Consider the following 14,229-nt stretch of genomic DNA (forward strand, 5'->3'; position numbering starts at 1 on the left):
TGCTAATCCTCTCCTCTCCAATACGCTTTAACCTTTTCATAAGATGGTTTCACATATTCTTTAACACGATTTAATGACTCCAGCTGTTGTATTGGAATTTCCACACTTTGTGATGGTCTGTTTTCATCGCGGACAAGACTCACATAAAAAGCGTCTATTTTAAGAGGTACGACCCCATAATGCTGGTAATAATCATCATGTATCGTAAATTTCAAAGGATCATATACATGAAGCAATTGATATGGCAATCGAATCTCCAAACGCCCATCTTCAATCGCAACATCCGCTTCTTTTACATTTTTTCCATTTAACATCCTCAATGGATTCATCTCTGCAAACGTATAGTGATAGACTTTTGTTTCTTGCTCTATTTCCTCTTTTGTTAAGACCTTTTTTTCTTTTTGCAAGTACTTAACAACTTCAAATGTATTCGAACTTTGCTCTGGATAAGACACATATGGATTTTCACCAGTTACTAGTTCTAAAAAATTTTGTCTCACACTTTGATAACGATCTTGGACATAGACGAGTGCACCCTCTTCAGGGCTCACTTCAATTAAAAACTCAACTTCCCGATCAAATGTTGTAGCTACAGTATCTGGTGTTTGACTTCCTAACTCAGGATGTAAATCCAATCCTAAATAAAATGGTTTCTCAACAGTAATACTTGGATCCTCTATCCAAAAATATAAATACGCATGATCTCGAGTCATCGTTACCTTTGTCGCTCCATCTTGATAATTAACAGGTACATCCTGCCAATCGTCACTTTTGCCATCTACCTTCATTAGCACATCATCACGATAAGGTTTAAATCCAAGTAACCCAAAGTGTTGTGTCCATGTCAGAGGGTCATGCCATTTGCTAACTTGCTGAAGATCCACCGCATACGATGTTTCAATTACACGGCGATCCCACACATCTTGCCAAGAACGGATGATTGCTCCGTTAAATCCGTTTGTATTAAAGCTTTTCAGATCGTCTATAATCTCACTTTCTTGTTGTCCTGTGTGATTAAGGTAACTAGCACTTGGATAGCCAAAACTACTGATTACAACAGGTACATCGTGCGTCTGTTGTATCAAGTCAAGATAGCTTGAGGCATTCGGATACTGTGCAATTTCTTCATCCTCAATCATTGTCAAAATCGGATCTGTCTGATCTTCATATGCGTAACTAGCAAACAAACCTGATTTCATTTTCTTTGTTGGATTGATATGATCGATCAAAAAAGTATTATATTTACCAAACTGTAAAGCATACTCTTCTTTATATTGAAAAGGATCCATGATAAATGAGCTGTTAACTGATACAAGATGTTGGCTATCGTATTTCTCTGATTCGTAACTCACGATATACTCTATCGTTTTAGCCATCATTACTTCAAACGCCGTCGCCTCTTGTGATGTTGTTACATAGTCCCCAATAAAGTCTTCCTCTGTATTTAACGTTTGGTTGATATAGGCAACCATATCTTGATTCCAATGATCTCCAATTAAAAAACCTATCACCCATTGGGATATATCATGGCGATAAATTCCAGTGCCTTGATGATCATTAACAAGCATCACCTTTCTACCATGAATAATATCAACGAGCTCTCTTCCGTCTTTTCTTAATGTTTGATAGAATGGTAGATTTTCCTTCACTTTATTTGTTTTCCACTCATCTGTAGCGGCACGCATGCCTTGAAGCAGATAAAGCGGGTTTTCACGATCCTTATTATATTGATAAAAGGCATTATAAAATTGGTCATCTAATATGGTTGAAACACGAATCGTATTTGCTCCCATTTCTTGAATCATATTAAACCATCGCAGCCACGTTTGCTCATCAACGGTAAAGTCGGTTCCTCTCTTCGGACCATATGCGCCATCTACTTCAACCCCTTTGATGATAAAAGGGGTAACATCTTCACCATTCTTGTGGTAGATTGTGTCGTTTTCAATATAGAAAGGGGTTGAAACCGTGGCATGATTATCGAAGTTAATGTAATAGCCTTCTACGTAATAAAGATAATATCCCGCCACAATACTCAATAATAAAGCTACCATGGTGATTAAAAACCGCTTCATCTCACCCCACCTTTCGTTTCAATTTCAATTATACCTGATCAATGCTAACACCCAATCGTAACTAAACATTCAATCATTCTTCATTTAATGGACTCATGACTATGACGAGATGGATGGTCATACTGATGGAGCGTTTCGATATAGTCATCAAGCCATTCCGCACGTTTCTCAAGATACTGCTTTAGTTGCTGGATCGCTTCATGGTAACTAGTAACATTACGTTCAATCGGCTGAAGATAATTATCGGTATCATACTGCGTTAAATCATACATATCACTCCAACGCTCATTATTACGTGTAATTGAGTCGCCCAAAAAATTGACCGTTTCATCAATATATTGATGAAGACGTTGAGTCTTTAATTTTGTCTTGCGCAACTCATAATAACGTTGGATTAAGCCGTCAACAAAATCATCATCCTTTAAGAGCTGTTCGTAAAAAATGCTTTGCGTCATTGAAAAACCTGTCTCATCAAATGTGGTTGATTGATAGTTATTTAATGAATTGTTAAAATCCCAAACAACTGGTGTTAATTTACCTCTCATATCACGATAAAAGTAAGTGGAATAACGCCCTGCATCAACATTACGAAAGAGTTCATTTAATATAAAATAATCATAGAAAGCTTGTACATCTAGCAGGTCCTGATAGTGATCATCTTCTTGGCCATACGGAATTTGATAAATGGAATGAGCAATATAAGAAAAGTCACGTTCAACATATTGCTGCCTTTCCTCCGTATACTTTCTCCCGGTTGGATATATTAACTCCGTACCTGAAGGATAGGATTTATCTGTATATCTTAAAAATTCATTCAAACTAAAATTCATTTTATTAAGACGATCGACTACTACGATGTAACTCGTTTGCCGACTATTGTTTTCAGGAGTTGTAAGCGAAACGCGTCCATCTCCTTTTGTTACCTTTTCCATTAACAGATACAGTCCTTCATAGTTTTCATCGATAAACACTTCGACAAATCGTACATCTGGTGCATAAGGCATAATTTCGCCCGCAACATTCATCGCCAAGTAATTACGTATTAGACTACGATCTAAATAAGGTCCATGAAGCGCCCAATTATTATCCGCCTCCATCCCAAGTAAAGAGACAGCTTTTTCATTTTTGTTCTGATCAATAAATCCCAGAGAATACGACTTTTTTCTAAATAACCGGGAAGAGTTTCCGCGGTAATGTATCGTTGAGACCAGTGTTAATGGTGCTGATTCATCTTGGTAAAGTTTAAAAGTGGTTTCAATTTCACTTTCACCGTCTTCCGTTAATTGATAAGCATCTGTCCCTATGATCCGTTCACCTGGAATCTGCTGTCCTGCTGTATCAATCTGAATGACAGGTAAATGTGTCTTAATATCTGAAATTTCAAGTTCTATCTGAACCTCTGAATTCCATTCTTCGTGTTGATGATAGCGTTTTTTAAAGTCGGCTTTGTCAGTTACTGTTACGACCAAAACAAAACCAATCATGCCAAAGATAGTTAAAATAAAAAGCAACCGTCCTTTCATCGTCTATCCACTAATTTCATCGCTTTGTGTAACAATATTGACATAATCAATACCTCCTACTAGATAGAGGGCCTCCGTAATGGTTTGATCTTTTTTCTCTCCTATTTCATAAGCTTTTCGCGATAACTCATAAATCCATTCAATGCTTTCTTCTGTTGTGTTTTTCACCCTTAATAACGCCCGCTTATTAAAATGTTGAAAAACCGTACTTTCGATATCCATCTCGATTGTCCGCTTGGCTTTAATGACTATGATTAACCGTTGATTATTAGATACTCGACCTAGGAATAATAAAATAATAAATACAACAATCGTACCTACTGTAGCGACAAGGTAAAACCCCGCACCACAACCAATTCCAGCGATAATCGTCCAGAAAATATATGTTGTATCCCGAGAATCTTTAATCGCAGTACGAAAACGCACAATTGACAAGGCCCCGACCATCCCAAGTGATAATGCAATATTATTACCAATAACCATCATGACCGTTGCGGTTAAAATCGTTAGTGTAATAAGTGATACATTAAATTTGCGACTATAAGCAGTGCCAACATGGGTATACCAATAAGAAATAAAGATGGCAAAAGCAATGACAGTAGCTGCTAAGAGATTGGTTAAAATATCAGGCAACGTCAGGTTAGGTGATTGTTCAGATAGTTGATTTAATAACTCACGCATCGTATATCCCCCTTAAAGTACATAATGCTTACTAATTTTTCTACTTAAACAATACTTACTTACAGATAGTTGTTCCTTCTCTACCTCATCTAATAAATCCTTAATATATTGAAGGAGAAAACCGTTATATTTCACTTCTAGTACGACATGATTTGCATCCATAAATTCATTTTCTTGTAATCGCTCCGAAAATATATCAAAGTTGCTCTCCGTTCCACGAATCGCCTGATCAAATGTCACACGAATTTTATTTTCTTTTGCGACAAACGCATCCCGTTCATAGGTCACAACTGACCTGGGTCGATACACATGTTGCATCATCATATAATAGCACTCGAGTAAAAACGGATGATTTAACTCTAACAAGAGCTGATAATCACCACGAATTAATCGCTCCCCTTGTTCTCTTGTTAATCGATAGGATGATTTCTTTTGAATATGACCTTGTTTCTTCTTTAATTCAAGCAGGCAAAAATTCGGATCATGCATATACGTGCGTAAACGGCATTTACGGCGCAGCTCAATACCATCCAATTTTTCATGAAAGTCGCGATCGTCTAATGAGTCAAAGTAAAGCGAGCGAATGGTATATCCATCCCCCTTACGATAACGATAATGATTTTTCTCACTATGATAATCTCGGTGCATTACTTGTGCAATATAGTGACGCAATCTATAAAAAGTATCTTTTGTGATGACATACTTCTTTTCCTCACGATATACATTATTCATTTTCTATCACCTCTCGAAATGCATGATAATCATGGTATGCAATATGAATGTTCTGATCTTTATAATGTTGCTTTAACCGATCCGCATTTTCACGCGCCGCAGATAGTCCTTCATAATAGTATGTATTTTTCTCCGTCAAATCATAGTCACCTGGACGTTTAAACTCGTATATCGTTGTTAACGGTTTATTAGCATTTCTGGCTTCTTGTGCTTCAAACGTGAGATGTTCAATTTCATGATCACGATAATAATTCATCACTACCACTTCACTTGACGCTTCACGAATAATTGTCCGTACAACCTCCTGATAGCCTTTCGTATCATAAAAATATGGCACGACGACAAGCAATTCTAAACCTTCACGTTCGGCCGCTTGATACAACTGTTTGATACCTGAGATATACGATTGTTGAACAGACTGATCCTCCCAATTAAAATCATCCAATAAATACGGTTCAACATCGATAACCAATCCTTTAATCTGCTGATCTTCAGGTAACAGATGATTAACTTCTACAATTTGATCCAATTGTTCTAGCATACCTTTACCCGTTGGATCAAGCGCCCATTCTGGCGTTCCAGACAAGCCGTATACGTCAATGTTCTGATTGGTTATATCCTCAACAAATAAGCTGACTTCCTCATTGGTTAAGTCACTCGAAAATGATTGAAAAACACGGTCAAAATTATAATTGTTTAAATCATTTAGTAATTGTGTACGATTGTTTATTACTTCCTCACTTGACCACGAAAAAATTGCACGTTTGGATTGCTCTTGATTTGTTTCAATAAACAACCTGACAACTAAAAAAGCAATTAATATTCCGATGAAAAACAGTTGCCATTTACGTCGCTTCTGCATACATGCCCTCCGTTTGTCCATTTATAATCTATATGGGTAATAATAATTTGCGTGTGTGGAAGTAATATGACCTAGAAGGTGAGATAGAAACCCTTTGTCATTATGTTAAGTCGTCTTGTTTTAATCCTTTCAAAACACGCATCTCCTAGTATACTAGAGTGATATTACATTTTTCTTACATATTTCGACACAAAATAAGCACGTTTTTACAAATTCAAGTATAAAACGCGCTTATTAAAATAGTATATATAATTTAAGTTTAAGAATAAGAATTTATTAAATGGGATTAACAGACTTTAATAGACTATAATCCTCTTCTATAAGGATAGGTTGAGCATGATGATATAGCTTTTCTAGACGGTTTCGCTGATTTCCCTTCACATAATAGTTCACCATAGACATTAAAACATCCACAAAATGCTGATAATACTTTTCTCTATCATGCACACACCATAAATAGTCTTTTTCTTCTAGTAAATCTCCTTTATACAATGAAATAATCTTTTCGAACTCAGCAATATTTTGTTCACTTACAGATAACTCTTGCTCCATAAGTTGATCGAATTCGACTATATCACAATAAACTTCCTTAAGATCCATTGTGTACATACTATTTTTGTAAATGATTTTGGCATTTACCCCTGCACTTTTCAACTTCTTTTTTAGTCGAAAAATCATCGTATATAAGTTCTGCTGTGATTTATCCGGGGTGGAATCCTCCCATAATACATCGATAATTCGCCACTTGCTAATCCCTTTTTCTCTATGCATGATTAATAGTGCTAAAAGCTCTTCCATTTTTGCTGTCAAAAAATCAACCTTGCCACCATTCACTTTTAAATGCATTGGACCAAATAGACAAATCTCTCCACCGTCACTGCTCGCTTTTTCCTCCACTCCCCTTTTCAGGTGTATCCGACTCATGACTTCATCGACAGAATGGGGGGTAACAGGTTTTAAAATATAATGAATTGCATTAAGCTTAAACGCATGGATGGCATACTGTTCATAAGCTGTAACAAAGACAATCGACATATTATCGTTACCATCTAACTCTATTAACCTTGTACCAAGCTCAATCCCATTTAATACAGGCAAATCGACATCTAAAAATAAGACATTTGGCTGAAGGATTGGAATTTCAACCAAGGCCTCTTCAGGGTCTGTAAACATTGCAATGATTTGTATATCTTGCCTTTCGCTAAGAACTTTGTTCAATAAATCCAATGCTAGAATTTCATCATCGACTAACACTGCCTTAATCATGGTCCTCCTCCTTATCATAGCGCTCCTGTATTGGAATCGTACAATGCACTTTCGTTCCACTACCAGTTGTATCAAAGTTCAACTTCACATCATATCTATTTTTCAATCTCATATACACGTTCATTAAGCTGATACCATTTCCTTGTGAAGAAATCAAATCGTTCATTTCCTCGTTCTGAATCGCTTTAATCTGCTCTATATCCATGCCTTTTCCATTATCTTCTATACTTAAGAAAACAGCTTGATGCCGCTTTCTTATCGTAAGTTTCACTTTGCCACCATGTTTATTTTTCAAGACACCATGTCTTATCGCGTTTTCAACAAGCGGCTCAATGATTAACGGCGAAATTTGCACAGGTAATACTTCCGGATCAATGTCATAAACAACTTGAATACGACGACCAAATCGGGCTTTCTCAATTTCGATATAAGCCTCGATCAATTTCAGCTCGTTTTCAATTGTAACCATGTCTGTTTTTAAGTCTATATCAAAGGATCGTCTCAAGTAATCAGATAAATTCATAAGCAATTTAGCAGCCTTCTCCCCATTCGTGTAACAAAGGCTAATAATACTACTAAGTGCATTAAACAAGAAATGGGGCGCAATCTGCGCTTGTAAGAATGCAAGCTCATTCCTCTGTACTTCTTTCGTCGTTTGATCTAACGATGAAAAGGCTTCCAATAATTGAATAGAGAGTTCCTCATTTTTTTTGTAGGAATTGGTGTATCTCACAATTAATAAAGCAGCAAGAGCAATACTATAAACAGGAATGGTAAGAAACGAAACCAACAAGTCTACCTTTAAGCCTATGCTATATAGCGTCATATCAAACCAAAATAGAAACGTGCAAAAAGTAACAACGATTAGAGTTGCATGTTCTATATCATTCATCCAGGTACTATTATTTTTAACGTATAGTATAATCGTTCTTAACCATATAGAGAAAAAGATACCTACTGCAGAAAACATATAAAAACTTAGTGTGTTAAGATATATTTCCAAAGGTAATGTCAAAACAAAAACTAAAAACAATCCAAAAAAGCTAATGATATAGTTTCGGATTTTGCTAGGTAAGATGGCTGCACTTACTTTATTTACAACAATCACAACCATAATGACACTTAAAGCATTCATAAAATGACCAAAACGAAAAGTCAAATCTAATGTGATATCTGGAAATAGTTTCATAATAATTCGTTCACTATAAATACCATTCATAACTCCAAAAGAAAGACTGCTTAGAGCCAGCGGAAGCGTAACAGGTTCTTTTTTTCGATAATCGTTACTAGCTAAAAATAATAGTAAGTAGAATATTCCTATAATAACAACGATTAAAATCATCGCAAATTCAAACATGATTTTGTCATTGTTTTGTTGCATCAATTCCTCTTGTGTACCAAAGATAATCGGTTTGGCTATTCCACCAACAATGTACTCATGATTCGCTACTTGAATGATGATTTCAGCGGTAGAATCCTCTATTTCAAAATATACAACTTCTGAATTATTACCAGCAACACTTCCAGCAAGATCCTTAGATACATTTCCATCCTTTAATATTAACTCTCCATTAACATATATCTTGCTAGAGTTTCTAATATTTCCCTTTTTCAGACCAAAATATTTTGTCTTAGGAATATTCTTTATCGTTGCCCGATAGGTAGCATATCCCTTATCAGGATAAGTATTACCCTCTAAATCTTGTAACCAGTTACCTGGGACATACGCATAATGATAATTACGTTGCTTATTATATATAAAATCCGTTGGAGCTAACAGTTGATTCCAGTAAAATTCCCACTCACCATTAAGCTCAATCACACCTTTACTATCAAATTCAGTCTCAGAAAGGTCTAATTCTCCTAGTTTAATAGATGATGTCTTCTCCATGGCACTTAAATAATAAAAGATAATAACAATCATCATTAAAAGGGTTGCTGCTATAAAATAAACTTTGGTACGATTCAATGACCTCACCCTTTGGTAATTTACTACCACTACCACTATTTATGAATCTATGTGAAGTAGCTCTAGACACAGAGATAATTTTGGCGGTTTTCACCCTTTTTTAGACATAAAAATACACAAAGTATTCATATACTCTATCTTATACATTTATTTTATCACAAACAGGGGGGCGGTTCTTATTTATACAATAGCGAAGCATGAGCCATCGGAAATTTTGCGCTTAGTAGAGTTATACATAACAATACAAGAAGGCACGATGAGGGATTATATCCGCCCATCGTGCCTTCTTTAAGCGCTAAACTCCCGATAGCTCCTTTAAAACCGTCCCTTTACTAATTTTGGTTGGGGTCTGACCCCTCTAGATGACAGGCCCCTAATCACCTTTCTTCTACCGGTAGATATACAGGTACATCGAACCACAGTAGGACTACGACTGCTACTATTCCTGATAGGAAGTAGGTCAATATTGGACGAGTTAGGTGTAATTTTATCAGAGGAAACATAACAAATAGGAATGCAACAGACCACCATAAGGACCAGCCGTATTGATATTCAATATACCCCGTTTCCTTAAACACCCACTCCCATACGCCATAAAGTAATATCCATTTCGTATATTTTTGAAGTTTACCAGTCATATCATCTGGAAAGTTATGTAGAAATAGTAATACAGTAGCTGGAAAGACAATAAATGTATATAACATTTCTGTTAATGTATGGTTGGTTATGAAATCCGCATCTAAGCGCCACAAGAAATAATTAGCCGTCAAAAAGTTGTAAGATAAATTTCCAAGTGCAACAAAAAGAAGGGTTGTGTGGTATTCCCTCCAATTCCTCCAAACCCCGGTAATGATTACGGCAATTACTGCAACAAGAGTAGTGGCTACATGCATTTTTATCAGACCTTTTATTCGATTGATTAGTGTAGTTTTGCCCTAGATTCTTTAGATTTATGTATTTCCGTTTTCGTAATTCCTGCCCTTTTTTTAGGGTAGTTCTTGTCAAGCGACTGATATAGATTTAGGACCGCGGGGACAGGAACTCCGGCCCAAGATCATATCTGGGCCAAGGCTCCTGTCCCCATGGCCCTTAATCTTCATGGTTAGGTTGTGTCTTTCTCCACCCATAATACCGCTCGACGCCCTTGGATCAAATAAAACATTTCCATTACCACCTTTCATAATTTACAAATCCAGTATTACCATTGACGAGTATAATGAGTGACTTTTCCTTTGTTTTCTTCATAGATTTTTCTTGCATATTCATTCTGAATTAATTCCTCAAAAGAAGTTTCACGTTTCTGTATCGTTATCGTGAACAGAAAAATATTTAATGTCATACTATCACCTCCTAATTATTACCCAACAAGAAAAAACCGCAGAGAGACTTCTCCCCACGGCAAAAAGACACAAAAATACCGCAGGGCACGCTTCTCCCTGCGGTATGGGTATGCTTAATTTCATTAGAAAAACACAAGCAAAATACTTGTTTTTCTCTTGCAGGCGAAAAGTAATTATACTTTCCTACTGCTAAAAACTCTTAAGCGATCCATTCCGATCCGGTCGAATGCGCAACTTTTAATTTTGTTGTAGTTCTTAGTGACACCAATTTAACGATTACCATCATTTCATTCGACCTCCTTAAGAATTTTTACTCACTTGGTAATTATATCCACTTACTAGCTGTTTGTAAATAGTTTTTACGTAATTTTCAAAAATATTATTGTATACTTGCCGCTAGATAGGATGGACGTCGGGACAGATTAATGTAATACTAATTCACATTCATCCTACTGGTTTAACTATTAATAAAACTATCAACCTCTTGTTTGAAAGAAGTTAATTGTATATATGTATATGAATCCAGATTGGGCAATATTTCATTTTGTTATTTTATATGCTGTCTCTTTCTGAAGGCGACTTTTCCATTTTCCAATTTCTTATTTAATCGGTTTTCTTTGTTTTCCACAATCTTTTAGAATAATAGTTCGTCATTTAGGATAAAACTTAAAAATCTATTAATATTTATACGTCTATAACCGCATTTGAATTTTAGGATAATGCGCATGAAGAATATTAACCATCTGTTTGGACATTTCCTCTGGTGACTGTGCGTAATCACTCTTAATCCATTCTAAAATAAGACCATAAGCTCCATAAGTTCGATAGGTAATAAAATTTGTATTGTTAACATCAAACTTCTGATCGCCTTCAAATATAATTTTCTCTTGAAATTTTCTAATCGTTTCAATCATTTTTTCTTGGAGACCTGGTATCGACTCCGATTCTTTTAGCAAGTCAAACAAATCTGTGTTTGCATAAATATATTGAAACACTAGCATGGAGGAAGGAGGAAAACTGTCCAATTCCAAATAACCAGACACCTTTAAATTCTGAAGAAAAGCTTTTTGAAGCTCATCGCTCGTTTTCTCAATAATTTCATTCGTTAAATCCTCTATATTCTTGAAATGAGCATAAAACGTAGCCCTGTTATAATCAGATTTATTAACTACATCCGTCACGGTTACATTCCTGTAGCCTTTTTCCTTTATCAAACTAATATATGATTTAATAAATGTTTGTTTTGTTCTCCTTACCCTTCGATCTAACTTTTGTGTTGTATACATAAATATTCCCCCCAAAAATTTCACTATTATTTCATACAAAACTAGCAAAACTGTTGCTTATCTATACAAAACCTTTAAATTTACTGATTGTAACGATTTTTCAGATTGCTATAATTACATGTAATCATAGATTTTGGTAAACGACTTGGATAGATATGTAAAACTCGCTGCAAATTGCACAACACCCTTGTAAGCGCTTTATTGCATTCAGAGTTGTCTTTAGCAATACAAACGTTGCCTAATAGTGATAAAAACAACGAAGGATGATTAGTTGTATTATATCACAATTAGCAGTCTCTCCTTCATCAATCATAGGAAGAAATGCCTACTGTACGATGATGGAAAAGTAGAGAAATAGGGAAGTAGATTTACGTAGAAATAGGCTTTATGGAAAAAAGAGCCTATCAATCTATACAGATATACGTTGAATCTGAAATAATACTATATTTTTTAGGAAAGAGGAGATAGCATGAAAACAAAAGCAGATTTTGATTACATCGTCATTGGCTCAGGTGCCTCAGGAAGTACGCTAGCCAGTCGTTTGAGTGAGGACCCAAATACATCCGTGCTAGTATTAGAAAGTGGTGGAAGTGATAAAGATCCGATAATTTCTATACCTAAAGGGTTTTACTTCATCATGGGCACAACCAAGCACTCATTCAATTACCCGACACTGCCTGTAGGACAAGCGCAGAAAAAGGAAATGTGGCAGCGTGGCCGAGTACTTGGTGGATCGACATCCATCAACGGGCTTAATTATGAACGAGGAAGTTCTAGCTATTGGGACCGCGTTGCAGCACTTGGGAACGATGGCTGGGGATGGTCGGACATGGTGACTGCTTTCAAATCCTTTGAGAACCATCAGTTTGGTGCCTCAGAAACAAGGGGTGCAGGTGGTCCACTTGATATTCATGTTAACCGTGAACCGGACGAGCTTAATGATGCCATATTTGCTGCAGCAGAAAAATGGGGATTAGATCGGGTGGAAGACATTAACGCCTCTGGCCACGAGCGAATCGGCTACGTACCGAACACTGTACGACGTGGCAAGAGACTGAGTGCAGCCAGTGCATTCCTCAAACCTGCTTTGAAAAGGGACAACCTTACATTGGAACTGAATACCCATGTGGGGTGGATACTCTTTGATGGTGACCGTGCAGCTGGAGTTCGCGTTAGAAATAGTAACGGCGAGGTTCGGGATATCTATGCGGAAAAAGAGATCATCATCTCTGCAGGTACAGTAGAAACCCCACTCTTACTGGAAAGGTCAGGGATTGGGAATGCAGAAGTCCTTTCTCGTATAGGCGTTTCAGTGCGCGTTGAAAGTCCAAATGTCGGGGAACATGCGATTGAGCAACGGATGATCAATTACCAAGCTAAAATTAATAAATCCATTGGCTACAATAAAAAACTCTCATCCACAATGAAACAATTGATGACGGGTTCCAAGTATTTACTTAATCGAAAAGGGGTAATCGCGTCTGGTGCACATGACATCGCGGCCTTTTTCAAATCGGATCCTAGTTTGGATTACGCAGACCTAATCGGAATGTTTAATCCGTTGACCACGACCTTTACGCCTTCCGGGATGAAAGTATCCAAAGAGCCAGGGTTTTCAGCATCGGGATTATTATTGCATCCAACGACAGAAAGCTCTGTACACAGCAGTAGTTCTGAACCTGATGCCCCACCGATAATTGATTCACGCTTTTTGGAAACAGAATACGACCGGAAAGGTATCGTCAAAGTCTTTCAGGCCATAAGGGAAATCGCAGAGCAAAGTCCTCTTGCTGATCTCATTGAATCGGAATCGGTTCCAGGAGCAAACCTTCAAAGTACAGATGATATTCTTAACTATGCTCTAGGGAGTCCACATGTTTTTCACGCAGTAGGGACGTCTCGAATGGGTTCAAATGATGAAGATGTTGTAGATTCTACTTTAAAAGTACGCGGTGTACGGAATCTACGAGTGGTGGATGTTTCTGTCTTGCCTATCCAACCGGGGAATACGATGGCACCGGCAATTGCAATCGGATGGCGTGCAGCGGATATTATTCGCGCTGAGCATGGTTTACAACAATCAAATGCGGTAAAGCAACCAACTTATAGTAAATAGAAATTAGAGAGGGGTGCCTATCACTCCTCTTTTTCTGTCCTTATTGTAGATTCCCTCAACTCGGCAAATGAGCAATAGTCGTAGCGCCTTTAGCAGCCAAAATTATTTGTTTAATTGGTAAATTTGCCAAATCAGTCTCTCCTTTTTCTATGAAGGACGTGGGTCATTATTCTTTTTTAAACCGAATTTGAGTGAAAATGTAGTTTGGCCCGTGCTCATTATTCTTTTTCTAACCAAATTTGGATGAAAATGTAGTTTGGCCCGTGCTCATTATTCTTTTTCAAACCGAATTTGGATGAAAATGTAGTTTGGCGCGCGCTCATTATTCTTTTTTAAACCAAATTTGGATGAAAATGTAGTTTGGCCCGTGCTCATTATT

General features: G+C 36.9%; 11 protein-coding genes. 1 reads left to right on the forward strand and 10 read right to left on the reverse strand.

The features are described from left to right. Window positions 1–2 precede the first annotated feature (2 nt). From TE34_RS03250 to TE34_RS03295, 10 genes are all read right to left on the reverse strand, one after another. Window positions 3–2,075 carry a hypothetical protein gene (locus TE34_RS03250; RefSeq protein WP_047983392.1) on the reverse strand — a complete coding sequence of 691 codons (2,073 nt, stop codon included), beginning with the start codon at window positions 2,073–2,075 and terminating at the stop codon, window positions 3–5. An 80-nt stretch (window positions 2,076–2,155) separates the two neighbouring features. After that, complete coding sequence (locus TE34_RS03255) at window positions 2,156–3,598, reverse strand: CotH kinase family protein (RefSeq protein WP_047983393.1); 1,443 nt, start codon at window positions 3,596–3,598, stop codon at window positions 2,156–2,158. 3 nt (window positions 3,599–3,601) lie between these two features. Beyond that, window positions 3,602–4,279, reverse strand: coding sequence for a DUF4956 domain-containing protein (locus TE34_RS03260; protein WP_047983394.1), 678 nt, complete (start codon window positions 4,277–4,279; stop codon window positions 3,602–3,604). 12 nt (window positions 4,280–4,291) lie between these two features. Then, a complete protein-coding gene (locus TE34_RS03265; RefSeq protein WP_047983395.1) occupies window positions 4,292–5,011 on the reverse strand; it encodes a polyphosphate polymerase domain-containing protein in 720 nt (239 codons plus the stop codon). Continuing rightward, window positions 5,004–5,873, reverse strand: a complete 870-nt coding sequence (locus TE34_RS03270; RefSeq protein WP_047983396.1) for a hypothetical protein — start codon at window positions 5,871–5,873, stop codon at window positions 5,004–5,006. The genes TE34_RS03265 and TE34_RS03270 overlap by 8 nt, the downstream gene beginning before the upstream one ends. A gap of 276 nt (window positions 5,874–6,149) precedes the next feature. After that, complete coding sequence (locus tag TE34_RS03275) at window positions 6,150–7,139, reverse strand: response regulator (protein ID WP_047983397.1); 990 nt, start codon at window positions 7,137–7,139, stop codon at window positions 6,150–6,152. Beyond that, window positions 7,132–9,108: a histidine kinase gene (locus TE34_RS03280; protein WP_047983398.1), complete on the reverse strand. Its 1,977-nt coding sequence runs from the start codon at window positions 9,106–9,108 to the stop codon at window positions 7,132–7,134. The genes TE34_RS03275 and TE34_RS03280 overlap by 8 nt, the downstream gene beginning before the upstream one ends. Window positions 9,109–9,485: 377 nt before the next feature. Further along, entirely contained in the window at window positions 9,486–10,001 is a 516-nt protein-coding gene (locus TE34_RS03285) for a CBO0543 family protein (protein ID WP_047983399.1), read from the reverse strand. A 305-nt stretch (window positions 10,002–10,306) separates the two neighbouring features. Next, window positions 10,307–10,447 (reverse strand): YrzI family small protein, encoded by a 141-nt coding sequence (locus TE34_RS20545; protein ID WP_084710611.1) that lies wholly within the window; start codon window positions 10,445–10,447, stop codon window positions 10,307–10,309. A 693-nt stretch (window positions 10,448–11,140) separates the two neighbouring features. Next, the gene (locus TE34_RS03295; RefSeq protein WP_047983401.1) at window positions 11,141–11,734 is read right to left on the reverse strand and encodes a TetR/AcrR family transcriptional regulator; all 594 of its coding nucleotides are present in this window, start codon (window positions 11,732–11,734) and stop codon (window positions 11,141–11,143) included. 469 nt (window positions 11,735–12,203) lie between these two features. On the opposite strand from TE34_RS03295, the gene TE34_RS03300 reads away from it, so the two are divergent. Next, window positions 12,204–13,850 (forward strand): GMC family oxidoreductase, encoded by a 1,647-nt coding sequence (locus tag TE34_RS03300; protein WP_047983402.1) that lies wholly within the window; start codon window positions 12,204–12,206, stop codon window positions 13,848–13,850. The last annotated feature ends 379 nt before the right edge of the window (window positions 13,851–14,229 follow it).

Source organism: Ornithinibacillus californiensis, assembly GCF_001038485.1.
GTDB lineage: Bacteria > Bacillota > Bacilli > Bacillales > Amphibacillaceae > Ornithinibacillus > Ornithinibacillus californiensis.